We start from the raw sequence: 25,115 nt of genomic DNA on the forward strand, positions 1-25,115 counted from the left end.
TGCATCATATATAGAAATATTCAACGCTATAGCAAAAGATACAAACATCCGAAAACTCAAATTTTTACGCGATTTTTATAAAAAAAATAACTAATAATTGAAACTATTTAGAACTACTAGTTGTTCTACTTTTTGCATCAATATGCGTATGATTTTGTAATGAGATATTACTCGATTTAATATCTTCTGTCGCATTGATTGAGCCTACAACTTCTAAATCAGCATTTATCTTCATATTTTCTGCGTTAATCTCAATATTATCATTAGCTGAGATTTTTATATTTTTTGCAGCGATTTTTAAATCTTCGTCAGTTTGTATTTCGATATTTTGCGCTTTTAAAAAGATATCTTTATTTTGCTCAAGTTTTAAATTCTCAGCTGTGATAGATATATCACCTACAGCTTTTATATCTAATAATTTATTCTCATAATCATAGCTAAATATAGTACCATCAGCATACTCAATTGTATGTTTTTGTTCGCTTTCACGCTGCTGATATTTTGTATAAATCGCAGGCAAGACTATACCATTATTTAACTCCCCGCAGGGCGATAATATCAGTACTTGCTCATCAATCTCAGGGCTGAAATATACAATGCAATCTGCAGCTCGCGGCGTTATTAACGGTAAAAATTTAGTAGTTATATCGCCACATTTAACTTTGACTTTTTGCTCTTTGATCTCTATTACTGTGCCAATTTTGAGAATATTGGCTACTCGCCTTTCAAGATCTTCTAAAAACTCCTCAATCTGCATTTTCATTAATCTCCAGCTCAAAATCTGGTGAAATATCGTTTTCTGGGTAACTTGATTCACCGATAAAAATCTTGATAATAAAATCTATCTGCCAACAAATAAAACCATCAGCAACAGGGCTAAAGTTATCAGGTTGGCTTGATAGAATACTTAGCTTTTCAATTTGCTTATTCTCAAAAGTATTATCTTGTAGAAAGCAGCCAATTTCTAATGCTTTATCACGGATGTTAAGCTTATCTTTTGCTTTATCAGCATAGATCAAACGTATGTTAAACATCACATCGATATTATTTAAATCCCATGCACTTTCAAGATGCTCTAGTGATATAAGCTCAAGATTCGCAATTGGCACATGAAATTTATTTAATTTTTCATCACTTGGATATATACACCAATTTAATTCACTAAATTTAGCTTTTAGATTATTATAAACTAGTGCTGTGAGTTTACTTGTATTCATTTTTTGAATTTATAGTTAATCTGATAATATTGTGCTAAAGACGTGAGTAATAGCATCAGATAAATTATCAAAAGAATTATTTACTTTTCTTAAAATTCTTTTAAAATTGGCCCAAATTTTTTCTATAGGATTTAAATCAGGAGAATAAGCAGGAAGGTATAGTATCTGTATATCAAACTTCTCTGCTATTTTAGCCAATTTAGGAGACTTATGAAAACTAGCATTATCCATAACAACAGTAGTCTTTGGAATTAACTCAGGACATAAATGCTCTTCAAACCACTGATTAAGAATTTGAGTATCTGTATATCCAGTATACTCTAGCGGTGCTATAATCTTCTTTTCTAAATAGTTATAACCAGCAACTATACTTTTTCTCTGAGTTTGATAAGCAATAACTTCACCATAGCTAGGTTTACCAACAAGAGACCATCCTCTTAGTACAGACTGTTTATTATCCATACCCATTTCATCTAAATATACAAGTTTGTTAGGTTCAATAGTCTCAACAACCTCTATAAAACTTTGCCTATCTTGTTCTTTTCTTTGTTTATATTTAGGTGTCTTTTTTTAAAACTAAAACCAAGTCTGGTAAGACAATCATAAAATGTGCTTCTAGGTATTTCAGGAGCTAATGCTTCTCTAATATCTAAAGCCATTGCATCTGGATATGTTCTTAAGTAGCTTTCTATCGCTTCCTTATCTGTAAAGGTTGCTACTCTACCGCAACCCAAGCCTTGCTTAGATTTATAATCACCAGTTGTCTCGTATAAGTTTATCCAAGATCTAGTAGTACGGATATCTATATTAAAAAAATTACTTAGCTCTTTGTCTGTTAGGCCTTCTTTATATTTAGTTATTACGATATCTCTGAAATCTTGGCTATATGATGACATTTTTTCTAAATATTATAACATTATTGTCAAATAACTATCGGATTAACTATATATTTTAGTTAAAAGTAAATAAATTTGATACCAATTATTTTAAAGCTTTTAGGCAAAAAGCATAGAAACTCCAATTATTATCAATAATATTGTAAAAGTTATTTTTAATATTTTTTCTGATAAAAAGTGGGATAATTTTGCACCAATCATCGCACCAGGGATAGTAGGAATAATAAATAACCATAAATATTCATAATTTAGATAACCAATATTTCCAGCTGGTAAATTAGTTTGCCAAAGGCCAGAAATAATCATAATAATAGTAACAAAAATAGAATAAATAAAAACAGCAACAGTAGTAGTTCCTATAGCTGATTTAATATTCAAACCTATTCTTTCGTAATATGGGACAGCAAAGGATGCGGCTCCTGAGATTACACAGACCAACCCCAAAAAGAAGCTATCCAAATATTTTAAGATAAAATTATTGCTTTTAGTATTACTGTAATAGATAGTATCAAAGTTGCTAGAGCAAAAATAAGAGTTAATATATTACTAGGTAGTAGAGTCATAATAAAACATCCTAATATTGCACCCAAGGTTACTAAAGGGATTGACCATCTTACAACCTTCCAATCTATATGCTTGTATTTATGCTGTTTAAAAGATGCTATTAATCCTGATAATAGGAGTGAACTAAGCATAGTTGTTATACTTGTTTGCATAAGATGTTCAGAATTAGGATTGTTGTATGTTAAGAAAAAAATAATGCCGGAGTAAATACAAGTTCAGCACCCCCACCGAATAATCCTGCAATAGCACTACCAAAAAAAGCTGTGACTAAAATTAATAAGCTTAGTATCATATTTAACCTTTAAATTTATACCATTAATTAGGTGGTATTTAGCTAAAAGAAGTAGTTTTTATTATATATATAAAACTGCCTAAAATATAATATATACCTAATGTTAATAATTTATTTATAAATATTGATATAGTTAATCTGATAATATTGTGCTAAAGACGTGAGTAATAGCATCAGATAAATTATCAAAAGAATTATTTACTTTTCTTAAAATTCTTTTAAAATTGGCCCAAATTTTTTCTATAGGATTTAAATCAGGAGAATAAGCAGGAAGGTATAGTATCTGTATATCCAGTATACTCTAGCGGTGCTATAATCTTCTTTTCTAAATAGTTATAACCAGCAACTATACTTTTTCTCTGAGTTTGATAAGCAATAACTTCACCATAGCTAGGTTTACCAACAAGAGACCATCCTATTAGTACAGACTGTTTATTATCCATACCCATTTCATCTAAATATACAAGTTTGTTAGGTTCAATAGTCTCAACAACCTCTATAAAACTTTGCCTATCTTGTTCTTTTCTTTGCTTATATTTAGGTGTCTTTTTTTAAAACTAAAACCAAGTCTGTTAAGACAATCATAAAATGTGCTTCTAGGTATTTCAGGAGCTAATGCTTCTCTAATATCTAAAGCCATTGCATCTGGATATGTTCTTAAGTAGCTTTCTATCGCTTCCTTATCTGTAAAGGTTGCTACTCTACCGCAACCCAAGCCTTGCTTAGATTTATAATCACCAGTTGTCTCGTATAAGTTTATCCAAGATCTAGTAGTACGGATATCTATATTAAAAAAATTACTTAGCTCTTTGTCTGTTAGGCCTTCTTTATATTTAGTTATTACGATATCTCTGAAATCTTGGCTATATGATGACATTTTTTCTAAATATTATAACATTATTGTCAAATAACTATCGGATTAACTATATCTCCAGCAGATGAATTATAGATAGTATATCTAGAGGTGATATACAAAATATATGATTTTTGAATTTTAATGGTTCTACTTTGTAGTCAGATGTTTTATTATTCTGAGATAATTTATTTAAATAAAGAGAACAAATGTTTTTTAAAAATCTTACTGCTTATAAAATTACTGATATTAATATAGATATTTTTGAAGATTCATTAAATAAACTAGCTTTTAAAGCATGTGGTAACTCACAAAAAGCATCACGTGGATTTATAAATCCTTTTGTTAAAAATGAGGAAAACTGTCTATTTCGTTTTAATCATTTAGTAGCTTTTTGCTTGTTGAATGAAGAGAAAATCTTGCCAGCTCAAGTTATAAATCAACAGGCTCAAGATTATATTGAAGAGCTTGAATTAACTAGATATGTTAGTAAAAAAGAGAAGTCTCAGATTAAAGAAGATATGGAGCAAAAGCTACTTCCTTTGGCTTTTAGTAAATTTAAAAAAACTTTTGGTTATCTGGACCTTACTAATAATTACCTTGTAATAGATAGTGTTGCTGATAAGCAAATTATAGAGGTTTTGGATTTATTACAAAGGTGTGAGGCTAGGTTTGAGCCAATAGTAAAAGAAGAGACAGATGTTTTAACGGAATGGCTTGTAGATAATGCATACCCAGTAGATGTGGAAATTGCAGATAAATGTAAGCTAACAAGTGCTATTGGTGATAGTGTTGCAAATATTTCATGCCAAGGTAGCTCTATGCTTAATGATAATATTAAATCATTTATTGAAAGTGGTGGTTATATTACGGAGTTGGCTATAATTTGGCGTGAGCAATTAGCGATGACAGCAAATACAAAACTACAGTTTAAAACGATTAAATTTTTAGATGGTATTAAAGATTTAAATAAAGAAGATAATGTTGGTCATGAAGTTGATTTACTTTTGATGGCAGATATTTTTACAGAACTTTTAAATACTTTGCAGACTTGGGTAATAGACGAGAAATAGTGATTTTAAAATAGTTTGATAATAGTTTATTTATGACAATAGTTTTAATATTTCTTGAATTTTTCTATTTTCTGCAAAAGGAGTTTTAGATACTAGATATATATCAAATTTGTTGTAAGTATATTCTTTTAATATTTCTGTCAATAAGCCTTGTTTAATATAGTCCTCGACTGTGAATGATGGTAAATATACTATCCCTAAAGAATTGATAGCCATCTTTGTAAGTAAGCTTGAAAAAGAACATTTTTGCTTTAGGTTGATATTATACTCCTTATCTAACCTCCATGTTGATTTAAAATTTTCAGAATGATCTAAACAAGGATATCTTGCTAGTTCTTTTGGACTGTACGGCACACCATTATATTTCAAAAATCAGGAGCAGCACATATAACTTTTCTCCATGTAGCAATTTTTTTTGCATAGAAATTACCATCTGGAATTGAGCCACAGAAAATAATCGCATCGAAATTATCTTCATAAAGGTTATTTAAATAATTACCAATTTTCCAATCAATATAGACATTATCATTATTGTTGATATATGTCTTTATTTTACCTAAGATAGATTCAAAATATGAAAATGGTATCCCAATTTTTAAATTGCCTGCAAATTGATAATTATTATTTAAATCAAGTTTTATCTGCTCTTCTATCAGGATAAGCTCTTTGATCCTAGGTAATATATTTTGCCCCATTTCAGTTAATAAAACTGATCTTGTAGTTCTATAAAAAAGCTTAGAATTATAATATATTTCTAATTCTTTTATTTTTTTTGAAACTATTGAAATAGATAAATTTAGTTCTTTTGCAGTTCTACGAAAATTTAATGTATGTGCAAGTTTATCAAATATTTGATAATGTAGGATCTCTATTTTCATTGATTCTTTTTTGATATCATTGTTTTCTTTTTTTAGGTATTAATATTCTATAAGAATCATTGTGTTATTTCTATAACACTTTAATCCAAACTAAGGGCTAATAAAATGGTATTAATCGAAATTAAATATAAGAAAAATTTAACGATTGTAGATGAATATAAACAATTACATACAGAATATTTGGAAAAATACTATGCTAAGGGACTTATACTTGCATCAGGCCCATATAATAATAGATCTGGAGGGTTTATTATTTCAACGATGAATATTCAAGCAGCCAATGATTATGTAGCTAATGATCCATTTTATATAAATGAAATAGGTGATTTTGATATTAAGAATTTTATCCCAACTAAAGCAATAAGAGCTTTTAAAAGTATAATTAATGCTGATAGTTTTAGTAAAAATGGTAGAGAATTATTTGATCAATTACATGGTAAACATGCTGGTGAGCAATTAATTAATATATTAGCTGAAATAGCTCCAGATTTTTCAAAATTAACTTTTGATTTTGCATTTGAAAAAATTTTTGCTAGAGAAACTGAGATGTCTATGTTAACTAAAGAGCTAATTACAGTGGCGGTATGCTGCGCAATAGGTGATTCTCAGGCACAAGTACAGTCACATTTAGAAGCAGCTATTAATATTGGAGCTTCTAAAGAAATGATTATAGAGACTTTACTTTTAGTAACTCCATTTGCAGGATTTCCTAGGGTAGCAAATAGCTTGTTATCTATTAATTTAAATAGCTTAGATTAGGGTAAAATATTAAATGAATATAAGTGATAAAAGATACTTTTTTAGATATATGGTAGTTTTAGCTATGATGAGTAGTATGGGATTGTTGGCTTCTGATATTTATATACCGGCTATGCCAAGTCTATCACATGAGTTATAGTTAATCTGATAATATTGTGCTAAAGACGTGAGTAATAGCATCAGATAAATTATCAAAAGAATTATTTACTTTTCTTAAAATTCTTTTAAAATTGGCCCAAATTTTTTCTATAGGATTTAAATCAGGAGAATAAGCAGGAAGGTATAGTATCTGTATATCCAGTATACTCTAGCGGTGCTATAATCTTCTTTTCTAAATAGTTATAACCAGCAACTATACTTTTTCTCTGAGTTTGATAAGCAATAACTTCACCATAGCTAGGTTTACCAACAAGAGACCATCCTATTAGTACAGACTGTTTATTATCCATACCCATTTCATCTAAATATACAAGTTTGTTAGGTTCAATAGTCTCAACAACCTCTATAAAACTTTGCCTATCTTGTTCTTTTCTTTGCTTATATTTAGGTGTCTTTTTTTAAAACTAAAACCAAGTCTGTTAAGACAATCATAAAATGTGCTTCTAGGTATTTCAGGAGCTAATGCTTCTCTAATATCTAAAGCCATTGCATCTGGATATGTTCTTAAGTAGCTTTCTATCGCTTCCTTATCTGTAAAGGTTGCTACTCTACCGCAACCCAAGCCTTGCTTAGATTTATAATCACCAGTTGTCTCGTATAAGTTTATCCAAGATCTAGTAGTACGGATATCTATATTAAAAAAATTACTTAGCTCTTTGTCTGTTAGGCCTTCTTTATATTTAGTTATTACGATATCTCTGAAATCTTGGCTATATGATGACATTTTTTCTAAATATTATAACATTATTGTCAAATAACTATCGGATTAACTATATATCCAATAGTTGCTATCTCTCCAGCAATAGCTCCATTAATTGGAGGCTATATATCTACATTTTTTGGATGGCAAGCAACTTTTGAATTCGTTGCCTTATACGGTATTGTTTTGCTTATTATGAGCTTGTTGTTTTTGAAAGAAACAAATCATAACAGGGTAAATAAAAAAATATTTTGTATTTTTCATGATTATCCATTATTACTATCTAATTCAAGTTTTTTAAGTTACGTTGTACCTGTTTGCTTAGTGTATGGTGCGTGGTTTTCATACCTTTCTCAGTCAACTTTTTTGTTTAATGAAATGGGATACTCTCAACATACTGTTGGGTATTTTTATATTCCTTTAGCTATAATGATTTATTTGGGGAACTTGCTTAGTAAAAAAGTAATAGATATATGGGGCGGTGAAAAACTATTCTATATAGGGTTATTGTTTTTTTTAGTTGGTGGAGTATTGTTTATTTTGTTTAAGTTAATATTTGATATGGATTGTGCTTTTGAAATAATACTGCCCATGTCTATTGTTTCTATATCAAATGGTATAGTTCTTCCTTTGGGAATAGCCTCAGCGATAAATATTTTTAAGGATAAATCTGGTGTAGCTTCTGGACTTGTTGGATTTGCACAAATAGGTTTTTCTGGATTATGAGCTTCGTTTATAGGTAAAGTATTTGGAATTAGTAGTTCTGTATTAGTTATAACAGTGTTTTCTATGTCAATAATAGCTATGTTAAGTCATCTTTTTTTTAAAAAAAATGTGAGAACTGTCACTATATAAATAATTGTTTCTCTTTTGTTATTTTTATAATTAGTGTATTAATATCTGTGAGAGGTAACGACTTGAAGAGATGGTAATATGATTCTTTCAAAAGAAATGCAAAATATAATAGATATAGTTAATCCGATAGTTATTTGACAATAATGTTATAATATTTAGAAAAAATGTCATCATATAGCCAAGATTTCAGAGATATCGTAATAACTAAATATAAAGAAGGCCTAACAGACAAAGAGCTAAGTAATTTTTTTAATATAGATATCCGTACTACTAGATCTTGGATAAACTTATACGAGACAACTGGTGATTATAAATCTAAGCAAGGCTTGGGTTGCGGTAGAGTAGCAACCTTTACAGATAAGGAAGCGATAGAAAGCTACTTAAGAACATATCCAGATGCAATGGCTTTAGATATTAGAGAAGCATTAGCTCCTGAAATACCTAGAAGCACATTTTATGATTGTCTTACCAGACTTGGTTTTAGTTTTAAAAAAAGACACCTAAATATAAGCAAAGAAAAGAACAAGATAGGCAAAGTTTTATAGAGGTTGTTGAGACTATTGAACCTAACAAACTTGTATATTTAGATGAAATGGGTATGGATAATAAACAGTCTGTACTAAGAGGATGGTCTCTTGTTGGTAAACCTAGCTATGGTGAAGTTATTGCTTATCAAACTCAGAGAAAAAGTATAGTTGCTGGTTATAACTATTTAGAAAAGAAGATTATAGCACCGCTAGAGTATACTGGATATACAGATACTCAAATTTTTAATCAGTGGTTTGAAGAGCATTTATGTCCTGAGTTAATTCCAAAGACTACTGTTGTTATGGATAATGCTAGTTTTCATAAGTCTCCTAAATTGGCTAAAATAGCAGAGAAGTTTGATATACAGATACTATACCTTCCTGCTTATTCTCCTGATTTAAATCCTATAGAAAAAATTTGGGCCAATTTTAAAAGAATTTTAAGAAAAGTAAATAATTCTTTTGATAATTTATCTGATGCTATTACTCACGTCTTTAGCATAATATTATCAGATTAACTATAATTATAATTCTGCGGGATTTCCAGATTATTCTTCCTTTTCTCCAGAAGAATTAAGACAAGTTTTTAATGAAATGTTTTATAGAAAACCTAAAGAAAAGCCTATTACAATGACAAAAGTCGAGACTAGAATAATAAACTCACATTATCAAAGTATTAAGTTACGATTATATTATCCATTATCTAATAATCTACAATTACCTACATTAATGTATTTTCATGGGGGAGGCTTTGTAATAAGAGATGATATGGATATTTATGATCAGACTTGTAGGCGTATAGCTAGAGAAGTTGGCTGCGTGGTTATAGCTGTAGACTATAGATTGGCTCCGGAACATCCTTTTCCAGCAGCACTAGAAGATTGCTTTTTTGCTACGAGTTGGGTTTTTAATAATAGCAAAGAGCTTAATATTAATTCTTCAAAAATAGGTGTTTGGGGAGAAAGCTGTGGAGGCAACCTTGCGGCAGTTGTTGCTGTGATGGCAAGAGATACAATGCGATGGTTTTGGAAACAGTATTTTAGTGGAGTAAGTGATATAAAAAGTCCATATGCTCTACCTATTCGAGGAACAAATTTTAATGATTTAGCACCAGCACTAGTATTTACAACAGAGTTAGATGTATTAAAAGATGATGGAAGGTTGTATGCAAACTTACTATCTAAATCTAATACTGATGTGAGATATAAATGTTATGAAGGCCTAGTACATGGTTTTTTTGATTTATATACTAGAGTTAATGAAGCAAAAATAGCATGCGATGATATAATGTTTCGAGTTAGGTCTTTATTTTTAATAAAAAATTGAAGTTTAAAGTGGTACTCGCAACTGGATTCGAACCAGTGACCCCTACCATGTCAAGGTAGTACTCTAACCAACTGAGCTATGCGAGTAATTGGTATAAATTATACAGTACAATTTATAAAAATCAACTATTATTTAAATATTCTGTAAGCTATACATATCAATGTATACATGAGTATGTAAAAATTACATATTTAATATTATTTCTGTTAGTTTTTGATAAAGAAAATATTTTTAAAATTGATCAAAAAGAAGCATTAAATTTTTTCTAGGTACTACATAGGTACTACATTGAAATATTTTTATAACTGTTAGAAACTTAAAAAAATTACTAATCAACTAGATTTAATCCATAAGTAGAAGAATACTCGCCTATTTTTTTGTGAGTAGAATTATCATAAAGATAGACGATCATAAATATTTTAGATCTTGTGCTAATTTGATGCTTAATACTGTAATAATCATAAATGACACTAATATTCTTCTGCTTGACATTGAATGTACCTCTATTAAAAGAATCAGAGACATATACTTTGACATAATTATTAGAATATCTAATTTTGTTTAAATAACCGTCATTTAACCACTCATTAATTAAATTATCTCTAATTTTTTGTTTTTCTAAATCTATTGGATCTAACTTTATAGAAGTATTATTTTTAGCTGTTTGTGTCTGTGAATTATCAATCTTTTTGTTTTCAGGAAGAAGACTAATCAAGATGAAAACAGCAATAACAAAGATAATAAATTTAGCAACTAAATTTATTTTAAGTTTTTTACCGCAATTAGGACAAGTTTTTGCATTTTTATCTATTTGATGCTCACAAGATGTACATTTTTTTAAATTATTCATATTTACACCTATTAATTTATGATTTAGAAGAGTTATAAAAATCACTCTTGCACATAATTATTTATAAACTTATTTGATGAAAATAGTAACTTTTTATAGCAAATTATTATGTTTAAATAATATCTCATTACTCGATTGTTATGTCGCTGGAATGAACTTTATAGGCAATGTTCTTATTGGCTATATCTGAGTATTCTATAAAAGTGTTCTGTATCTGTTTTAAAGTATAATGACTGTTGTGTATGAATAATTTATAGGCTTCTAATTCCTTATTATAAGCCTCATCATAGTAGCTATTAAGTTTGATATTTTTGATTAATTGATCTAAAAGAGTGTCATTCTATCTGCAGGCCACATAGAAGCTATATCATTACGTAATTCTTTAAGGGCTATATTCTTTAGAATTGCTACTATATTTTGTTTTTTCAATTCTTTTATAAATATCATTAATATGCCGTTCTTTCTCGGGTTTGGTGGCTTTAACTAGCTTATTACTATCATATATAAAATAAGCGAAATCTTCCATAAAATCATCCTTTAAACATTTTAAATATACAGCTTCCACCCATTCTTCTATACCTATGCAAGACATTATTATTTTTTGCTGCTCTTTATCATCTTTATTTATAAATTCATCAGTGATATATAAATATAGTAATGGACTTGTTTTCAATTTTTTATATGAGATTATTAAATCTTTTCTTTTTAATTTTGTATAGAATGCAGTTCTTTGTTTAGGTGTTGTTACAAGCTTTTTGTTTTTTGTTTGTAACTGTTTTACTTCTCCTGTATCTATGTTTATAGATTTGCAATTGACAATGTTCTCTTTTTTAAATTTTTTAAACTGGTTTGTTTCTAAACATATGCCATTAATAGAATTTTGATCGACTTTATTTATTTTTAAAATTCTTCCTTTTGTTTTAACTCCTTTGCTATCTATATAATCAAACATGATGGTATTGCCGTTAGTCAATCCATTTATTTCAATAGCTTTAACTTGAGATTTTTTGAGTTCACTTACAGTTTCATTCTCTTTTGCTTCTTCACGGTCACGATCTAAAGCTTCTTTCAATTTTTGTAATTCATGTTGTTTACTATTTTGTTTATTCATAAAAATAGTAGTTAGGTATGCAGTAATAACTTTGAAAGCAGTCTTCATTTAAACATCCTTACTTTTAACAATATAATTTATTGATTTGTTAAGAGCTTGATATTATTATCTATTAATATTCAATACCCAATGCCATCAAAAATTATATTTTGAGTAGTATTTAGTTAAGACAATTTATTTCTTTGATATCAGTTATTAAATAATGTCTTTTTTTTCTAAACTCATATAAATGAATACTCTTCTGATGATTATTAAAATCAAGTTGATCATTCCATACTTCAAAAATATAGAAAATATTATCACACACCATATAATCATATAATAAAGGATTTTCATACTTTAGTGTATATTTCTGAAGGCAAGATAATAATTCATTAAAGTCTAATAAGAGATTCTTTTTTATAGTAAATGCATACTTTTTTTAAACAATTTTTGAGTTTAATCCTAGTTTATTGATATTGTAGTTGTTTAAACTAAAATCAACCCTTTCAGATTTATAATTTAAACAAGTTATTTTTTGTTTATCAAAGTCGATCATTGTTATCTTAGGCTCATAAATAGGATGTAGGTTTTTTGCTAATTGATCAATTATATTATGATATCGTTTTTTAAACTTTTCTTTATTTTTTATAACCCAATATTTTTTGACTATAACATAATCATTAAACTTTCCAGAAATAACAAGAGAATATTCTTTTCTATTATATTCTTGATATATGTGTAATGATAACCGAGAGGCTTCAAGTAATAAATGCTTAAGTTTTTTTATAGTCTTGTGCATATCATTCTCCTTAATTTTTAAGATTTCAAAAATTCCGGTTCATATATACCTCCATCAATAATAGGTATAATTTTATATGAAATAGGTATAATTACTGTTGAGCAAATTAAACTAAATGCTAATTTTGATAAAAAGCTTATAATAGTCATTGTTAGAATTGTTGATATAGATATCCCAATTGGGAGCATGATTAAGAAGATAACTGAAAAAGTAAAGACGAACTCACCTATTACATCAGCTAACAAGATTCTAATAATTAAGTTTAATTTTTGTTTCTTAAATCTACCCAGCATATATGAGGCAATATTTAGACCTAATAAAGCTGCAATACAATTATAAAAGAAAACATGAGTAAATTCACTTTTCATGACAATATTATATGAAGATTCATATATTTCTTTACCTTGAGGTGCTGGTAGCATATTTGTTAACTGTAAAATAGCAAAACCTAAACCAATTGAAAAAAGCGCAAAAAAAGTCATACGTCGAGCATATACATAGTGATAATTTTCTGTGACAATATTAGTTATAACAAAACAAAGACCTATAAAAAAAATTGCAGTAGCGCTAGTAGCTAAATTAAAGAAATTAAAGAACCTATAAGAAGTAAGCATACTTAATGCTAGAAAAAGTGTATACATTAAGGATAGAATATAAAATCCATTCATTTGATTAAAAATAATATGTTTCCTCTCTAGTGAGAAGTCTGATATAACCTCAAATAATTGTTTAAGAAATTCAATAGTGTTTGAAAAAATAGTTTTAAAAATCATCAAATTTTACTAAGCTAATTTTGTGTTTAATATTTATTAAAGTAACACTTTTAAGTTTCTCTTTGCAAGATAAATAATAAGTATTATTGAAAAAACTTAACTTCTCTATTTTTAATTCTTTGTTATCATTCTCTATAATTACTAGCATATTATTTTTAAAATCATTGACACCATTGAATTTTTTTATATATAAGCTAGATCCATACGGAAACAAAAAATTATGCGTATCAACCTTAATAATATACTCTATATTTTCTTCTTTGGTTAGATAAGTAGAAGATTTGCTTTTAATTGCTGATGTGGTTAATTTAGAGATATTAATTATAGGAACTTCAATTCCATTATTGTTTTTTACAATTTCACCATTGATAATAGATAGCTTAAGTATTTGTAATAATTTTGGTAATTCGCTGCTGCTTGGATCATATATGCCATTAACCCAATTACTAACAGAGCTTGTTGAAGCACCAAGCATTTTAGCTATATTAACTTGTTTTATGCCTAGATCATTCATTCTTTCTAGAATTAAGTTTTTTGTAAGTTTAGTTATTCCCATAATATTAACTAATTTAAACCATAAACTATTTAATAAGTTTAGCTAGCTAAATTAAATATGTAAAGTTCTTAGTAAAATATTTATTTTGGTGTTTTTATGTGGATATTTATATTTTGCTTTCTTATTATTTAATCAATAAATATCCAACTATCTTAGTAATATGACGAGAGAAGAAGTTTTAAATTATTTTGGGAATGTCAGTAAAATTGCAAAAATTGTTGGTAAAACTGCTTCAGCAATATCTCAGTGGGAAAAAAATGGAATTCCTGCTGATTGCCAAAGAATGTTTTATTATATTAGTTATGGTGAACTAAGACCTTCATCTGATATTCCTTATATTTCTTTTAGAAAGTTAGAAAGAATTAGAAGAATAAGAGATATATAAATATGTTTATAATATTTCTACTTCACAATAAGGAAAATTATTGTTATAGTTAATCCGATAGTTATTTGACAATAATGTTATAATATTTAGAAAAAATGTCATCATATAGCCAAGATTTCAGAGATATCGTAATAACTAAATATAAAGAAGGCCTAACAGACAAAGAGCTAAGTAATTTTTTTAATATAGATATCCGTACTACTAGATCTTGGATAAACTTATACGAGACAACTGGTGATTATAAATCTAAGCAAGGCTTGGGTTGCGGTAGAGTAGCAACCTTTACAGATAAGGAAGCGATAGAAAGCTACTTAAGAACATATCCAGATGCAATGGCTTTAGATATTAGAGAAGCATTAGCTCCTGAAATACCTAGAAGCACATTTTATGATTGTCTTACCAGACTTGGTTTTAGTTTTAAAAAAAGACACCTAAATATAAGCAAAGAAAAGAACAAGATAGGCAAAGTTTTATAGAGGTTGTTGAGACTATTGAACCTAACAAACTTGTATATTTAGATGAAATGGGTATGGATAATAAACAGTCTGTACTAAGAGGATGGTCTCTTGTTGGTAAACCTAGCTATGGTGAAGTTATTGCTTATCAAACTCAGAGAAAAAGTATAGTTGCTGGTTATAACTATTTAGAAAAGAAGATTATAGCACCGCTAGAGTATACTGGATATACAGATACTCAAATTTTTAATCAGTGGTTTGAAGAGCATTTATGTCCTGAGTTAATTCCAAAGACTACTGTTGTTATGGATAATGCTAGTTTTCATAAGTCTCCTAAATTGGCTAAAATAGCAGAGAAGTTTGATATACAGATACTATACCTTCCTGCTTATTCTCCTGATTTAAATCCTATAGAAAAAATTTGGGCCAATTTTAAAAGAATTTTAAGAAAAGTAAATAATTCTTTTGATAATTTATCTGATGCTATTACTCACGTCTTTAGCACAATATTATCAGATTAACTATAACAGAAAATGCTTTACAGAAAATCGCGGATGCATCCAAAGCCTTAGAAACGATGAGTTTTTTTGATGAGATAGCTTTACCACCCTCAGTCATATCAGATATGACAGGAGTTACACCAGTAACGATACATAATTGGTTTGAGACAGGCAAACTTAAAAACGTATCGTCAAAAGGGAAAGTAAAAAAAGCAAAATTTAAACAGTTTAAGCATTTGGTTAAAAGAAGAGATTTGTAAAAAAATGTACATGAGGTTTTTGAAACTTGTTTGGTTAACAAAGTACGGTGAGATTAGAAGAAAGCAGCTTGTTCAATATGGTATTTATCAAAGTTAAGGAGTTTATTAGTTACTAGTATTTTTATTTTGGATGTTTTGTTTAATTTAAGGGGTTAAAAGTGAATATAGCAATATCAAAAAATCAAATTGGTGATGAAGAAATAAATAGCGTAAATGCTAGGGATTTGCATAGTTTTTTAAGTGTTAGAACGAAATATAATGATTGGTTTAATCGTATGTGTGAATATGGTTTTTCTGCAAATGAAGACTTTATAGCTATTACTCAAAAAAGAGTCACAGCTCAAGGTAATGAATCTACATTTATTGAACATATTATTAGCTTAGATATGGCTAAAGAAATTTCAATGCTACAAAGATCTGAAAAAGGTAAGCAAATCAGAAAATATTTCATTCAATGCGAGAAGCAATTTAAACAAAATATTCCACAAACTTTAACAAGAAAACAAATACTCCAAATAGCTTTAGATTCAGAGCAGAAATTAGAGCAAGCTAAGCAGACTATTGAACAGCAAAAACCTAAGGTGCTATTCGCAGATTCGGTATCATCTTCAAACTCAACTATTCTTGTCGGTGAGCTTGCAAAGATTATCAAACAAAATGGCTTTGATATTGGAGCTAATCGGCTTTTTAGTTGGTTAAGAGAGAATAACTATTTGATTAGACGTATTGGAGCTGATTTTAATACCCCAACGCAGAAGTCAATGGATCTAGGTTTGTTCAGAATTAAAGAGACAACAGTTACTCATTCTGATGGGCATATTTCTGTTAGTAAAACCCCAAAAATCACAGGTAAAGGACAGGTTTATTTTATTAATAAATTTGCATCGATGCAAACAAGAAGCTTACAAGTTGCTTAGAAGTATTTTAAATAATCTTATTAAGGAAAATGTATGAATTATTATATCTCGATGAAAAAAAATAAATACTGTGTTTTTAGTATTAAAGAAGGTGAGCTAAAGAGTTTTAGAACATTGTTTTTTGCGAATAAATTTTTAAAAAAGGTTAGGAAAGAAAAGGCTCAAGAATGCAAGAATATCTCAAAATAAATGATCTTGTCAAAATGGGATTTAAAGATTCATCAATTCGGCGTTGGCAAAAAAATGAAAATTTTCCAAAAAATATTAAAATTGGACGTGATCGATACTGGATCAAAGCAGAAATTGAGCAATTTTTAGAGAAAAAAAGGGGTGTAGATGAAGTTAACAACAACCCAAATAAATAACCTCAAACATAGCAAAAACTCAAATAATATTGAGATGATAAAAGATATATCTAACTTATATATAGTTATCAAAGCTGCTAATACAAAAAGTTGGCTTTATCGTTATAATTTTAATAATAAGTCTTATAGTCTGGGGTTAGGTAGTTACCCCAAAATAAGTCTTAAAAAAGCTCGAGAAATAACTCAGCACTATAATTCACTTAGATCACAAGGTCAAAATCCTAAAGACCTCAAACAAAAAACTAAGCTCGATAAGCGCAAATTATTTCATAATATAGTTAATCTGATAATATTGTGCTAAAGACGTGAGTAATAGCATCAGATAAATTATCAAAAGAATTATTTACTTTTCTTAAAATTCTTTTAAAATTGGCCCAAATTTTTTCTATAGGATTTAAATCAGGAGAATAAGCAGGAAGGTATAGTATCTGTATATCAAACTTCTCTGCTATTTTAGCCAATTTAGGAGACTTATGAAAACTAGCATTATCCATAACAACAGTAGTCTTTGGAATTAACTCAGGACATAAATGCTCTTCAAACCACTGATTAAGAATTTGAGTATCTGTATATCCAGTATACTCTAGCGGTGCTATAATCTTCTTTTCTAAATAGTTATAACCAGCAACTATACTTTTTCTCTGAGTTTGATAAGCAATAACTTCACCATAGCTAGGTTTACCAACAAGAGACCATCCTCTTAGTACAGACTGTTTATTATCCATACCCATTTCATCTAAATATACAAGTTTGTTAGGTTCAATAGTCTCAACAACCTCTATAAAACTTTGCCTATCTTGTTCTTTTCTTTGTTTATATTTAGGTGTCTTTTTTTAAAACTAAAACCAAGTCTGGTAAGACAATCATAAAATGTGCTTCTAGGTATTTCAGGAGCTAATGCTTCTCTAATATCTAAAGCCATTGCATCTGGATATGTTCTTAAGTAGCTTTCTATCGCTTCCTTATCTGTAAAGGTTGCTACTCTACCGCAACCCAAGCCTTGCTTAGATTTATAATCACCAGTTGTCTCGTATAAGTTTATCCAAGATCTAGTAGTACGGATATCTATATTAAAAAAATTACTTAGCTCTTTGTCTGTTAGGCCTTCTTTATATTTAGTTATTACGATATCTCTGAAATCTTGGCTATATGATGACATTTTTTCTAAATATTATAACATTATTGTCAAATAACTATCGGATTAACTATAATAAACAAGAACTCGCTGATATTTTTGGTGTAGAAACTACGACAATTGATATTTGGGTTCGTAAAAACTGCCCTGTGATTTCGAAAGGCTCAAAAGGAGTGGCTTGGAAACTTAATACGGCTGATGTGTATCAATGGCGAAAAAATAGAGCTATAGAGCAACAATATGATAATAAAACAACAGTAACAGGTGATGCAAAAGAGTTAGAGATTAAGACCAAACAAGAAAAATATCGTTTAATTAAATATCAGGCAGATGAGCAAAAAACCAAAGCAGAACTTGCAGAAAAAAAAGTAATAAATGTTGAAGATGTAGAGAGTGTTATGAGTAATCTATTTACATTGATACGCAGTCGTTTGCTTAATGTTCCTGATCGCATCGAGACCGAGATTTTAAATGAGTCTAATATTAATATTTTAAATGAGAAAATAACTGCTGAAATAAAAGCTGCAATGTATGAGATCTGTGAGGGAGCGCTTGAGACGATCGCTAATATGACTGAGGGTGATAATGAAACTTGATAAATTTATAGAGTTTACACAACAATCACTAGATAGATATTTTAAACCAATTATAAAATTATCATTATAGTTAATCTGATAATATTGTGCTAAAGACGTGAGTAATAGCATCAGATAAATTATCAAAAGAATTATTTACTTTTCTTAAAATTCTTTTAAAATTGGCCCAAATTTTTTCTATAGGATTTAAATCAGGAGAATAAGCAGGAAGGTATAGTATCTGTATATCAAACTTCTCTGCTATTTTAGCCAATTTAGGAGACTTATGAAAACTAGCATTATCCATAACAACAGTAGTCTTTGGAATTAACTCAGGACATAAATGCTTTTCAAACCACTGATTAAAAATTTGAGTATCTGTATATCCAGTATACTCTAGCGGTGCTATAATCTTCTTTTCTAAATAGTTATAACCAGCAACTATACTTTTTCTCTGAGTTTGATAAGCAATAACTTCACCATAGCTAGGTTTACCAACAAGAGACCATCCTCTTAGTACAGACTGTTTATTATCCATACCCATTTCATCTAAATATACAAGTTTGTTAGGTTCAATAGTCTCAACAACCTCTATAAAACTTTGCCTATCTTGTTCTTTTCTTTGCTTATATTTAGGTGTCTTTTTTTAAAACTAAAACCAAGTCTGGTAAGACAATCATAAAATGTGCTTCTAGGTATTTCAGGAGCTAATGCTTCTCTAATATCTAAAGCCATTGCATCTGGATATGTTCTTAAGTAGCTTTCTATCGCTTCCTTATCTGTAAAGGTTGCTACTCTACCGCAACCCAAGCCTTGCTTAGATTTATAATCACCAGTTGTCTCGTATAAGTTTATCCAAGATCTAGTAGTACGGATATCTATATTAAAAAAATTACTTAGCTCTTTGTCTGTTAGGCCTTCTTTATATTTAGTTATTACGATATCTCTGAAATCTTGGCTATATGATGACATTTTTTCTAAATATTATAACATTATTGTCAAATAACTATCGGATTAACTATATCTGATTGGTCAGCTAAACATGTATTTTTGCCTAGTGGAACTTCAGCAATGGCTGGTAAATGGCACACATTAAGTTATCAAGAAGGAATATTGAATGCGATTGAAGATAATAATATAAATAAAATTACGCTGATGTGGGGTGCGCAATTAGGCAAAACTGCACTTTTAAATAATGCGATTGGTTATTATATTGAGCATCAAGCAGAATCACAAATCATGATGCAACCGAGTGAATCTGATTTAAAAACTTGGCTAGAAACTAAATTTAATCCTATGGTGGATTATAGTACAAGTATCAGAGATACACTTGCCAAACCTCGAGGGCGTGAAGGTGTTAATAATCAAAAAATGAAATCTTATAACGGTGGTTTTTTGATGTTTGCTTGGTCAGGTTCACCTAATACAATGCGCGGCAGATCAGCTCCGAAAATCTATTGTGATGAAGTTGATGGCTATGAGCGTAGTCATGAGGGTCACCCTGTTAATTTACTTTGGCAACGTGCTGCCACTTTTGGTAAAAAAAGAAAGCTTATATTAACAAGTACGCCAACAATCAAGGGTAATTCTTTTATTGAGATGAGTTTTGATGCTGGTGATAGACGCAAATATCATGTGCCTTGCCCACATTGTCAACATTTCCAAGATTTAAAGTGGAGCAATATCCATTGGCAAAAAGACAAAGATAAGCATAAACCTGAGACAGCACAATATTTTTGTGAAAACTGTGGTGCTGCTATTACTGATAGCCAAAAACTTAAAATGTTAAAAAAAGGCAAATGGATTGCATCGATGCCATTTGATGGTCATGCGAGTTTTCATCTCAACGAGATCTACTCGCCATTTCGAAAATTTGAAGATATTGTCAGATCATTTTTAGAAAAAAAACAAACTAATGATTTAAAGAGTTTTGTCAATATTTCACTAGCTGAAACTTGGGAAGAAACAGGCGAGACGACTGATCCAAACATACTTTTATCACGTGTTGAAAAATGGCAGTTATTAGCTGAAAATTGTTTTTTTATTACAGCTGGTATTGATGTGCAGTTAGATCGCATCGAGATTCAAGTTATTGGTTTTGGTGTTGGTGAAGAATCTTGGATTTTAGATTATAAGATTTTTTATGGTGATACGGATCAAGATGAGGTGTGGCAACAGCTAAGCGAGTATCTTGATAACAAAAAATTTAAGCATAAAAATGGTCGTAGCCTAAATATAGAATCTGCTTGCTTAGATACAGGCGGCACAAACAATATGACATCAAAAGCATATGAGTATGTAAGATCTCGCCCAATTGGCAAGCCCTTTGCTATCAAAGGTCGTGGTGGGTCTGGAGTGCCTTTTTATACTAAACCCACTTTGAAATTAGAAAAAGCAAAACGCAAATTATATTTATTTATTTTGGGAGTTGATGAAGCTAAAAGTGTGATTTATAACAGATTAAATCGAGATGAGCAAGCTGGATCGGGGATTATCCACTTCAAAAAAGGCTTATGTGATGATATATATTTTGGACAGCTAACAGCAGAGAAAAGAATCGTCAAGTATGTCAAAGGATTTCCTAAATATGAATGGCATAATGTCGCACCAGATAAAAGAAATGAAGCTTTAGATACTTATATTTATGCTTTAGCAGCTTTGAGAATTCGCAATGTTGATTTAGATATGATTTATCAAAAATACATTAAGAAAAAAGAGGTACAAAAAAAATGAGAAAATTAATAATAATATTATCTTGTATAGTTCTTTGTGGTTGTGATAGTTTGAAAAGTGTGATACCAAATATTGGCGATAAACAAAATCACTCAAGTACATCAACTAATAATGGCAATGGGGCAGGACGAGATTTAAAGGCAAAAATAGCTTTAAATAATGGTGATGATAAATCATCGAGTTTTTATGATTCAAATGTTAAACAAGCAAATACAGATACTAATAATACTATCGAATCAGGACAAGGCAAGACGCAAGCCGTGTTGGGAAATTTATCAGATAATTCTCAAAATACAACACAAACTAACTCTACCACTAAGCATAATTCTAATAATTCTATAGTGAATAATTTTGGGATTGAGTATTTGATAGTAATTATTGTTGGTTTGGTCATATCTTGTTTAGCTGTGGGAGTTATATTTGGGCGTTTGATACCAACAAAGCAGCAACAACAAACTTATAATATTTTGATTAAAAAGATATTAGATTTGTAATAATGTGTGAAGTTTGTTTTTGATTTCTTGTAATTGTTCTGATGATAATTTTCCTTTAAATTTTGCTTTTCTAGCAACCCAATCTAAGCTCTTAATTTGATCTGCTAATACAGCACTTTTATTATCAATAGCTACTTCAAATGGGTAGCCTTTTATTTTTGTTGTCATTGGGCAACAGATACATAGATTAGTTAATTTGTTGTATTGTTTTGGGCTTAAAATGATTGCAGGGAGATGACCTTTATGTTCATTACCTGTACTAGGGTCACAATTAATCCAAATTATATCACCAATATCTGGAATATATTTAGCTACCATATCTCATCCCCTTGAGAGCTCCCAAACTCAACTTCATTGTGTAAGTTTTTATCATTAATTTGAGCAAGTAGTTGCTCTAATTCTTCACTGATAGGTTTAATTACTATACTGCCATTTTCGATGTGAATATCAAGTTTTTGACTTTCTTTAATTTTAAGACTATTTAAAATAGTTTGTGGTATTCTTATACCTAAAGAATTACCCCATTTTTTGATTGAAATTTCCATATTAGTCTCCTTAAGTTATAAATTTAAGTATATACATTGTTTATACATATTACAAACTTATTTAAAATATAAAACTTGCCCAGATACAAATCAACAAAATCTATAAAATTTAATTAAGATTAGTATTTTTTTGTGTATTGATGATAGGTATATCAAATAATAATGGACGTTTAATTACAGATCTCGATCATGTTAAGCAATCAATTACAGATATTTTGACAACCCCTATTGGCTCAAGAGTAAAGCTCTGTGATTATGGCAGTGATATCTATAAGTATCGTGATAATCCTATTAATACAACTACTATAGCTAATATATATAAAGCAGTTGCTGAAGCTATTGATAAATGGGAGCCTCGCATTTCTTTAGTTGGCGGTAAATTGACAGTCAAAGCTGATCAAAACGGTAAGCTAGTCATCAATGTTGAGTTTAAATATAAAGGTGAAACTGTGAGTTTAGGAGAGACGACTATATGAGCTTTGATTTATCAAAATTGCCATTGCCAAATTCAATATCAAAAATCAGTTATGAAGATAATTTGATGAAATTAATCAAAAAATTCAAAGGGCTAGAGCCTAGTTGGGATGCATACCTTGAAAGTGATCCTGTAATTAAAATATTCGAGGCGTGTGCGTATGCTTTGACAATTAAAGATCAACAGCGAAACGATCAGATTAAAGCAATCTTGATTGCATCAGCAGAAGAGGCTGATCTTGATAATTTAGGGGCATTATTAGCAGAAGAGCGCCAAGCTGACGAAGGTGACGATAGATATAGAACTAGAGTTATCAAAGCACTTAGTAAAGTCTCAAGTGCTGGAGCAGCTGGAGCATATGAGTCATTAGCTCTTGAAGCTGATAGTAGAGTTGTTGATGTGATTGCATTTGATGATGATAGTCAACCTGCAAAAGCATTTGTGGCGATCCAATCAAACGAGCAAGAAAATGGGGTTGCAACAGCTGAATTATTGGCGATAATCTCAGCTTATCTTAATCATCAAGATCGAAAACCTTTAGGTGTACAAGTAGTTGTCTCAAGTATCGAAGCTGTTAATTATAGTATAGATGCTGTAGTCAGATTAGAGAAAAATGTCGATAAACAAATGGTCTTAGATACGATGCTTGATAATGTTAAAGCTCTTGTTGATAATAAAAAGCGTATAGCTGCTGAGATTGCAATTTCTGAGATATATGCGAGCTTGAATATTGAAGGTGTTGCAGTTGTTGAAGAGCTAAATATACCAGCTACAAATATAAAAACATCTAATATTCAAGTGCCATTTTGCACAAATATTGATATCAGCGAGGTGGATGATGACTAGTTTATTACCACCAAATGCCACTAATTTAGAAAAAAATATTGTTGCAAGTTTTACAAGTATACTAGATGAGAAAGAGCTTCTAATTAAGCAAATATATGATGTTAATGAATGCCCAGCAGAATTTCTAGTATATTTAGCTTGGTTTTTTAATGTTGATTTTTCAATTTATAATGAGTTGAATGAGTCAGCAAAAAGACAATATATCCAAAAATCAATTGAAATTCATCGTAAAAAAGGCACTTTAGGAGCGCTAAAACAAGCACTAGAATTAAATAATTATCTAATTAGTGTTACGGAATGGTATGAAAATAGTAAGACTGCGCATACGGCTCGTATCAATATTACTGCGACAGATGATAACTTTGATTTAGAGTTTCTCAAACAAATCGTCGCAAAAAATAAAAATGTGCAAACGATTATTAATTATTTAGTTTCGATAGGATCTAAATCTAATACTTATGTGGGTATGGCATGTCGAATCAGACTTAAGTATAAAATCAAATCTAATGTTGCAGCATTTATTCAAGAATTGAAAGATTTAATTATAGAGGTACAAAATGTCTAGTCAATTAAGCTTAACAATCACAGCGATGAATAAGCTCACAGAAGCTCAACAAACTGGGAAAAATGTAGCAATTAGAGAGTTTGCTGTCACAGATTCACCAGTTTCTGATCAAGAAACTTATGGTAATGAGATATATCGAAATCTAATAACTGATATCACAGCAGATGAAGAAAACGATAATACTATCAAGATTTTAGCAACAATTCCACCTCTTGAAAATATTACAGGAATAATTTCAAAGGCTTATTTATATGACGATGATGGTGATGTTTTTGCATATGGATTAATTCCAAGCATTGAATTAGTAAATGATACATCTTTAGAGATTGAATTAGAGTTTTTTCTAACTTTTTCTAATACTAGTTATGTTGAATTAGCAGCACCTATTGAATCATTTGTCGATACTCAGACATTTGAAGATCATAATCATAATGATCTTTATTACCAAAAAATTGAAGTAAATAATCTCTTGAATCAAAAATCAGATCAAGATCATAATCATGATGATATTTATTATCTAAAGACTCAAATTGATACTCAAATTGCTGCGCTTAGCTCAAGATTAGATCAAGTTATGAGTTCACTTGAGCCGATTGGGCATATTGGTATGTTTTATTCGACAGTTGCACCAAATAACTATCTTAAGTTAAATGGCTCGTGGTGGTCAAAAGAAACATATAGTTAATCCGATAGTT

At 29.5% G+C, this 25,115-nt stretch carries 36 protein-coding genes, 1 tRNA gene and 2 pseudogenes; 20 read left to right on the forward strand and 19 right to left on the reverse strand.

The features are described from left to right. Positions 1-103: 103 nt before the first annotated feature. From ACR0PV_RS05620 to ACR0PV_RS05645, 6 genes and pseudogenes are all read right to left on the reverse strand, one after another. Positions 104-763 carry a phage baseplate assembly protein V gene (locus ACR0PV_RS05620; protein WP_488172176.1) on the reverse strand — a complete coding sequence of 220 codons (660 nt, stop codon included), beginning with the start codon at positions 761-763 and terminating at the stop codon, positions 104-106. Further along, a complete protein-coding gene (locus ACR0PV_RS05625; protein WP_488172177.1) occupies positions 747-1,217 on the reverse strand; it encodes a hypothetical protein in 471 nt (156 codons plus the stop codon). Before ACR0PV_RS05625 ends, ACR0PV_RS05620 begins: the two co-directional genes overlap by 17 nt. Positions 1,218-1,232: 15 nt before the next feature. Then, a protein-coding gene (locus ACR0PV_RS05630) for an IS630 family transposase (protein WP_488172178.1) occupies positions 1,233-2,113 on the reverse strand; the annotation gives its coding sequence in 2 pieces (ribosomal slippage) (positions 1,233-1,789 and positions 1,789-2,113; 882 coding nt in all). A 99-nt stretch (positions 2,114-2,212) separates the two neighbouring features. Then, the gene (locus tag ACR0PV_RS05635) at positions 2,213-2,572 is read right to left on the reverse strand and encodes a TSUP family transporter (RefSeq protein WP_488172179.1); all 360 of its coding nucleotides are present in this window, start codon (positions 2,570-2,572) and stop codon (positions 2,213-2,215) included. Positions 2,573-2,577: 5 nt separating this feature from the next. Then, entirely contained in the window at positions 2,578-2,829 is a 252-nt protein-coding gene (locus ACR0PV_RS05640; RefSeq protein WP_488172180.1) for a TSUP family transporter, read from the reverse strand. Positions 2,830-3,102: 273 nt separating this feature from the next. Then, positions 3,103-3,846 (reverse strand): annotated as a pseudogene (locus ACR0PV_RS05645) (transposase). A gap of 185 nt (positions 3,847-4,031) precedes the next feature. Between ACR0PV_RS05645 and rdgC the strand changes: the two are divergent. Then, positions 4,032-4,895 (forward strand): recombination-associated protein RdgC, encoded by an 864-nt coding sequence (gene rdgC / locus ACR0PV_RS05650; RefSeq protein WP_488172181.1) that lies wholly within the window; start codon positions 4,032-4,034, stop codon positions 4,893-4,895. A 30-nt stretch (positions 4,896-4,925) separates the two neighbouring features. Here rdgC and ACR0PV_RS05655 read toward each other — a convergent pair whose 3' ends face one another. After that, a complete protein-coding gene (locus tag ACR0PV_RS05655; protein ID WP_488172182.1) occupies positions 4,926-5,249 on the reverse strand; it encodes a LysR substrate-binding domain-containing protein in 324 nt (107 codons plus the stop codon). Positions 5,250-5,260: 11 nt separating this feature from the next. Then, positions 5,261-5,773, reverse strand: coding sequence for a LysR family transcriptional regulator (locus ACR0PV_RS05660; RefSeq protein ID WP_488172183.1), 513 nt, complete (start codon positions 5,771-5,773; stop codon positions 5,261-5,263). A 105-nt stretch (positions 5,774-5,878) separates the two neighbouring features. Between ACR0PV_RS05660 and ACR0PV_RS05665 the strand changes: the two genes are divergently transcribed. Together ACR0PV_RS05665 and ACR0PV_RS05670 are read left to right on the forward strand one after the other, a co-directional pair. Continuing rightward, positions 5,879-6,532 carry a carboxymuconolactone decarboxylase family protein gene (locus tag ACR0PV_RS05665; protein WP_488172184.1) on the forward strand — a complete coding sequence of 218 codons (654 nt, stop codon included), beginning with the start codon at positions 5,879-5,881 and terminating at the stop codon, positions 6,530-6,532. Between the two features lie 13 nt (positions 6,533-6,545). Next, positions 6,546-6,671, forward strand: coding sequence for a hypothetical protein (locus ACR0PV_RS05670; protein ID WP_488172185.1), 126 nt, complete (start codon positions 6,546-6,548; stop codon positions 6,669-6,671). Here ACR0PV_RS05670 and ACR0PV_RS05675 read toward each other — a convergent pair. Further along, a pseudogene (locus ACR0PV_RS05675) lies at positions 6,672-7,415 on the reverse strand (transposase). Positions 7,416-7,481: 66 nt separating this feature from the next. Between ACR0PV_RS05675 and ACR0PV_RS05680 the strand changes: the two are divergent. The 3 genes from ACR0PV_RS05680 to ACR0PV_RS05690 all read left to right on the forward strand — a co-directional run bounded on the left by ACR0PV_RS05680 (position 7,482) and on the right by ACR0PV_RS05690 (position 10,099). Then, a complete protein-coding gene (locus ACR0PV_RS05680) occupies positions 7,482-8,117 on the forward strand; it encodes an MFS transporter (RefSeq protein ID WP_488173966.1) in 636 nt (211 codons plus the stop codon). A gap of 293 nt (positions 8,118-8,410) precedes the next feature. Further along, positions 8,411-9,291, forward strand: a protein-coding gene (locus tag ACR0PV_RS05685; RefSeq protein WP_488172186.1) for an IS630 family transposase whose coding sequence is annotated in 2 segments (ribosomal slippage) — positions 8,411-8,735 and positions 8,735-9,291 — 882 coding nt in all. Because the reading frame shifts where the segments join, the coding sequence is not laid out codon by codon here. Between the two features lie 76 nt (positions 9,292-9,367). Then, the gene (locus ACR0PV_RS05690) at positions 9,368-10,099 is read left to right on the forward strand and encodes an alpha/beta hydrolase (RefSeq protein WP_488172187.1); all 732 of its coding nucleotides are present in this window, start codon (positions 9,368-9,370) and stop codon (positions 10,097-10,099) included. A gap of 9 nt (positions 10,100-10,108) precedes the next feature. Here the strand turns inward: ACR0PV_RS05690 and ACR0PV_RS05695 are convergent. From ACR0PV_RS05695 to ACR0PV_RS05720, 6 genes are all read right to left on the reverse strand, one after another. Continuing rightward, positions 10,109-10,185: transfer RNA gene (locus tag ACR0PV_RS05695), tRNA-Val, on the reverse strand. A 242-nt stretch (positions 10,186-10,427) separates the two neighbouring features. Continuing rightward, a complete protein-coding gene (locus ACR0PV_RS05700) occupies positions 10,428-10,949 on the reverse strand; it encodes a zinc ribbon domain-containing protein (protein WP_488172188.1) in 522 nt (173 codons plus the stop codon). A gap of 382 nt (positions 10,950-11,331) precedes the next feature. Continuing rightward, complete coding sequence (locus ACR0PV_RS05705) at positions 11,332-12,060, reverse strand: hypothetical protein (protein WP_488172189.1); 729 nt, start codon at positions 12,058-12,060, stop codon at positions 11,332-11,334. Between the two features lie 421 nt (positions 12,061-12,481). Next, positions 12,482-12,841 carry a hypothetical protein gene (locus tag ACR0PV_RS05710; protein ID WP_488172190.1) on the reverse strand — a complete coding sequence of 120 codons (360 nt, stop codon included), beginning with the start codon at positions 12,839-12,841 and terminating at the stop codon, positions 12,482-12,484. Positions 12,842-12,858: 17 nt separating this feature from the next. Continuing rightward, positions 12,859-13,614 carry a VUT family protein gene (locus tag ACR0PV_RS05715; protein WP_488172191.1) on the reverse strand — a complete coding sequence of 252 codons (756 nt, stop codon included), beginning with the start codon at positions 13,612-13,614 and terminating at the stop codon, positions 12,859-12,861. Beyond that, on the reverse strand, positions 13,604-14,170 hold the full coding sequence (locus ACR0PV_RS05720; protein WP_488172192.1) for a helix-turn-helix domain-containing protein: 567 nt from the start codon (positions 14,168-14,170) through the stop codon (positions 13,604-13,606). The genes ACR0PV_RS05715 and ACR0PV_RS05720 overlap by 11 nt, the downstream gene beginning before the upstream one ends. A 160-nt stretch (positions 14,171-14,330) precedes the next feature. On the opposite strand from ACR0PV_RS05720, the gene ACR0PV_RS05725 reads away from it, so the two are divergent. The 7 genes from ACR0PV_RS05725 (at position 14,331) to ACR0PV_RS05755 (ending at position 17,353) form a co-directional block, all read left to right on the forward strand. Further along, positions 14,331-14,555 carry a Cro/CI family transcriptional regulator gene (locus tag ACR0PV_RS05725; RefSeq protein WP_488172193.1) on the forward strand — a complete coding sequence of 75 codons (225 nt, stop codon included), beginning with the start codon at positions 14,331-14,333 and terminating at the stop codon, positions 14,553-14,555. A 95-nt stretch (positions 14,556-14,650) separates the two neighbouring features. After that, positions 14,651-15,531, forward strand: a protein-coding gene (locus ACR0PV_RS05730) for an IS630 family transposase (RefSeq protein ID WP_488172194.1) whose coding sequence is annotated in 2 segments (ribosomal slippage) — positions 14,651-14,975 and positions 14,975-15,531 — 882 coding nt in all. Because the reading frame shifts where the segments join, the coding sequence is not laid out codon by codon here. A 56-nt stretch (positions 15,532-15,587) separates the two neighbouring features. Continuing rightward, the gene (locus ACR0PV_RS05735) at positions 15,588-15,770 is read left to right on the forward strand and encodes a hypothetical protein (protein WP_488172195.1); all 183 of its coding nucleotides are present in this window, start codon (positions 15,588-15,590) and stop codon (positions 15,768-15,770) included. 158 nt (positions 15,771-15,928) lie between these two features. Next, positions 15,929-16,687: a phage antirepressor KilAC domain-containing protein gene (locus ACR0PV_RS05740; protein ID WP_488172196.1), complete on the forward strand. Its 759-nt coding sequence runs from the start codon at positions 15,929-15,931 to the stop codon at positions 16,685-16,687. Between the two features lie 33 nt (positions 16,688-16,720). Beyond that, the gene (locus ACR0PV_RS05745; RefSeq protein WP_488172197.1) at positions 16,721-16,876 is read left to right on the forward strand and encodes a hypothetical protein; all 156 of its coding nucleotides are present in this window, start codon (positions 16,721-16,723) and stop codon (positions 16,874-16,876) included. After that, positions 16,855-17,052: a helix-turn-helix transcriptional regulator gene (locus ACR0PV_RS05750; protein ID WP_488172198.1), complete on the forward strand. Its 198-nt coding sequence runs from the start codon at positions 16,855-16,857 to the stop codon at positions 17,050-17,052. The genes ACR0PV_RS05745 and ACR0PV_RS05750 overlap by 22 nt, the downstream gene beginning before the upstream one ends. Next, positions 17,024-17,353 (forward strand): Arm DNA-binding domain-containing protein, encoded by a 330-nt coding sequence (locus ACR0PV_RS05755; RefSeq protein WP_488172199.1) that lies wholly within the window; start codon positions 17,024-17,026, stop codon positions 17,351-17,353. Before ACR0PV_RS05750 ends, ACR0PV_RS05755 begins: the two co-directional genes overlap by 29 nt. On the opposite strand, the gene ACR0PV_RS05760 is transcribed toward ACR0PV_RS05755, so the two are convergent. Then, positions 17,331-18,211, reverse strand: a protein-coding gene (locus tag ACR0PV_RS05760) for an IS630 family transposase (RefSeq protein ID WP_488172178.1) whose coding sequence is annotated in 2 segments (ribosomal slippage) — positions 17,331-17,887 and positions 17,887-18,211 — 882 coding nt in all. Because the reading frame shifts where the segments join, the coding sequence is not laid out codon by codon here. The two genes, ACR0PV_RS05755 and ACR0PV_RS05760, sit on opposite strands and share 23 nt — an antisense overlap. Here ACR0PV_RS05760 and ACR0PV_RS05765 point away from each other — a divergent pair. Next, entirely contained in the window at positions 18,202-18,783 is a 582-nt protein-coding gene (locus ACR0PV_RS05765; RefSeq protein WP_488172200.1) for a DUF1441 family protein, read from the forward strand. The genes ACR0PV_RS05760 and ACR0PV_RS05765 overlap by 10 nt on opposite strands. Positions 18,784-18,853: 70 nt before the next feature. On the opposite strand, the gene ACR0PV_RS05770 is transcribed toward ACR0PV_RS05765, so the two are convergent. Next, positions 18,854-19,734 (reverse strand): IS630 family transposase gene (locus tag ACR0PV_RS05770; RefSeq protein ID WP_488172201.1). Its coding sequence is split into 2 segments (ribosomal slippage): positions 18,854-19,410 and positions 19,410-19,734, totalling 882 coding nucleotides; the frame shifts between segments, so codons are not numbered across the junction. Between the two features lie 78 nt (positions 19,735-19,812). On the opposite strand from ACR0PV_RS05770, the gene ACR0PV_RS05775 reads away from it, so the two are divergent. Both ACR0PV_RS05775 and ACR0PV_RS05780 read left to right on the forward strand, forming a co-directional pair. Continuing rightward, complete coding sequence (locus ACR0PV_RS05775) at positions 19,813-21,495, forward strand: phage terminase large subunit family protein (protein ID WP_488172202.1); 1,683 nt, start codon at positions 19,813-19,815, stop codon at positions 21,493-21,495. After that, complete coding sequence (locus ACR0PV_RS05780) at positions 21,492-21,989, forward strand: hypothetical protein (protein ID WP_488172203.1); 498 nt, start codon at positions 21,492-21,494, stop codon at positions 21,987-21,989. Before ACR0PV_RS05775 ends, ACR0PV_RS05780 begins: the two co-directional genes overlap by 4 nt. On the opposite strand, the gene mazF is transcribed toward ACR0PV_RS05780, so the two are convergent. Both mazF and ACR0PV_RS05790 read right to left on the reverse strand, forming a co-directional pair. Next, positions 21,978-22,307 (reverse strand): endoribonuclease MazF, encoded by a 330-nt coding sequence (mazF, locus tag ACR0PV_RS05785; RefSeq protein WP_488172204.1) that lies wholly within the window; start codon positions 22,305-22,307, stop codon positions 21,978-21,980. The genes ACR0PV_RS05780 and mazF overlap by 12 nt on opposite strands. After that, positions 22,301-22,534 carry an AbrB/MazE/SpoVT family DNA-binding domain-containing protein gene (locus ACR0PV_RS05790; protein ID WP_488172205.1) on the reverse strand — a complete coding sequence of 78 codons (234 nt, stop codon included), beginning with the start codon at positions 22,532-22,534 and terminating at the stop codon, positions 22,301-22,303. Before ACR0PV_RS05790 ends, mazF begins: the two co-directional genes overlap by 7 nt. Positions 22,535-22,674: 140 nt before the next feature. On the opposite strand from ACR0PV_RS05790, the gene ACR0PV_RS05795 reads away from it, so the two are divergent. From ACR0PV_RS05795 to ACR0PV_RS05810, 4 genes are read left to right on the forward strand one after another with little or no spacing between them, the layout of a single operon-like run. After that, positions 22,675-23,010 carry a GPW/gp25 family protein gene (locus tag ACR0PV_RS05795; protein ID WP_488172206.1) on the forward strand — a complete coding sequence of 112 codons (336 nt, stop codon included), beginning with the start codon at positions 22,675-22,677 and terminating at the stop codon, positions 23,008-23,010. Then, a complete protein-coding gene (locus ACR0PV_RS05800) occupies positions 23,007-23,855 on the forward strand; it encodes a hypothetical protein (protein WP_488172207.1) in 849 nt (282 codons plus the stop codon). The genes ACR0PV_RS05795 and ACR0PV_RS05800 overlap by 4 nt, the downstream gene beginning before the upstream one ends. Further along, positions 23,845-24,420, forward strand: coding sequence for a phage tail protein I (locus ACR0PV_RS05805; protein ID WP_488172208.1), 576 nt, complete (start codon positions 23,845-23,847; stop codon positions 24,418-24,420). Before ACR0PV_RS05800 ends, ACR0PV_RS05805 begins: the two co-directional genes overlap by 11 nt. Next, positions 24,413-25,105: a phage tail-collar fiber domain-containing protein gene (locus ACR0PV_RS05810; RefSeq protein ID WP_488172209.1), complete on the forward strand. Its 693-nt coding sequence runs from the start codon at positions 24,413-24,415 to the stop codon at positions 25,103-25,105. Before ACR0PV_RS05805 ends, ACR0PV_RS05810 begins: the two co-directional genes overlap by 8 nt. Positions 25,106-25,115: the final 10 nt, after the last annotated feature.

The organism is Francisella sp. AG1, from assembly GCF_057683165.1.

Bases quoted from the DNA above. Each gene is read 5' to 3' on its own strand.
- ACR0PV_RS05620 (WP_488172176.1), bottom strand. From the start codon at position 763: ATGAAAATGCAGATTGAGGAGTTTTTAGAAGATCTTGAAAGGCGAGTA.
- ACR0PV_RS05625 (WP_488172177.1), bottom strand. From the start codon at position 1,217: ATGAATACAAGTAAACTCACAGCACTAGTTTATAATAATCTAAAAGCT.
- ACR0PV_RS05640 (WP_488172180.1), bottom strand. From the start codon at position 2,829: ATGCAAACAAGTATAACAACTATGCTTAGTTCACTCCTATTATCAGGA.
- rdgC (WP_488172181.1), top strand. From the start codon at position 4,032: ATGTTTTTTAAAAATCTTACTGCTTATAAAATTACTGATATTAATATA.
- ACR0PV_RS05660 (WP_488172183.1), bottom strand. From the start codon at position 5,773: ATGAAAATAGAGATCCTACATTATCAAATATTTGATAAACTTGCACAT.
- ACR0PV_RS05665 (WP_488172184.1), top strand. From the start codon at position 5,879: ATGGTATTAATCGAAATTAAATATAAGAAAAATTTAACGATTGTAGAT.
- ACR0PV_RS05670 (WP_488172185.1), top strand. From the start codon at position 6,546: ATGAATATAAGTGATAAAAGATACTTTTTTAGATATATGGTAGTTTTA.
- ACR0PV_RS05690 (WP_488172187.1), top strand. From the start codon at position 9,368: ATGTTTTATAGAAAACCTAAAGAAAAGCCTATTACAATGACAAAAGTC.
- ACR0PV_RS05700 (WP_488172188.1), bottom strand. From the start codon at position 10,949: ATGAATAATTTAAAAAAATGTACATCTTGTGAGCATCAAATAGATAAA.
- ACR0PV_RS05705 (WP_488172189.1), bottom strand. From the start codon at position 12,060: ATGAATAAACAAAATAGTAAACAACATGAATTACAAAAATTGAAAGAA.
- ACR0PV_RS05710 (WP_488172190.1), bottom strand. From the start codon at position 12,841: ATGCACAAGACTATAAAAAAACTTAAGCATTTATTACTTGAAGCCTCT.
- ACR0PV_RS05715 (WP_488172191.1), bottom strand. From the start codon at position 13,614: ATGATTTTTAAAACTATTTTTTCAAACACTATTGAATTTCTTAAACAA.
- ACR0PV_RS05720 (WP_488172192.1), bottom strand. From the start codon at position 14,170: ATGGGAATAACTAAACTTACAAAAAACTTAATTCTAGAAAGAATGAAT.
- ACR0PV_RS05725 (WP_488172193.1), top strand. From the start codon at position 14,331: ATGACGAGAGAAGAAGTTTTAAATTATTTTGGGAATGTCAGTAAAATT.
- ACR0PV_RS05735 (WP_488172195.1), top strand. From the start codon at position 15,588: ATGAGTTTTTTTGATGAGATAGCTTTACCACCCTCAGTCATATCAGAT.
- ACR0PV_RS05745 (WP_488172197.1), top strand. From the start codon at position 16,721: ATGAATTATTATATCTCGATGAAAAAAAATAAATACTGTGTTTTTAGT.
- ACR0PV_RS05750 (WP_488172198.1), top strand. From the start codon at position 16,855: ATGCAAGAATATCTCAAAATAAATGATCTTGTCAAAATGGGATTTAAA.
- ACR0PV_RS05755 (WP_488172199.1), top strand. From the start codon at position 17,024: ATGAAGTTAACAACAACCCAAATAAATAACCTCAAACATAGCAAAAAC.
- ACR0PV_RS05765 (WP_488172200.1), top strand. From the start codon at position 18,202: ATGATGACATTTTTTCTAAATATTATAACATTATTGTCAAATAACTAT.
- ACR0PV_RS05780 (WP_488172203.1), top strand. From the start codon at position 21,492: ATGAGAAAATTAATAATAATATTATCTTGTATAGTTCTTTGTGGTTGT.
- mazF (WP_488172204.1), bottom strand. From the start codon at position 22,307: ATGGTAGCTAAATATATTCCAGATATTGGTGATATAATTTGGATTAAT.
- ACR0PV_RS05790 (WP_488172205.1), bottom strand. From the start codon at position 22,534: ATGGAAATTTCAATCAAAAAATGGGGTAATTCTTTAGGTATAAGAATA.
- ACR0PV_RS05795 (WP_488172206.1), top strand. From the start codon at position 22,675: ATGATAGGTATATCAAATAATAATGGACGTTTAATTACAGATCTCGAT.
- ACR0PV_RS05800 (WP_488172207.1), top strand. From the start codon at position 23,007: ATGAGCTTTGATTTATCAAAATTGCCATTGCCAAATTCAATATCAAAA.
- ACR0PV_RS05805 (WP_488172208.1), top strand. From the start codon at position 23,845: ATGATGACTAGTTTATTACCACCAAATGCCACTAATTTAGAAAAAAAT.
- ACR0PV_RS05810 (WP_488172209.1), top strand. From the start codon at position 24,413: ATGTCTAGTCAATTAAGCTTAACAATCACAGCGATGAATAAGCTCACA.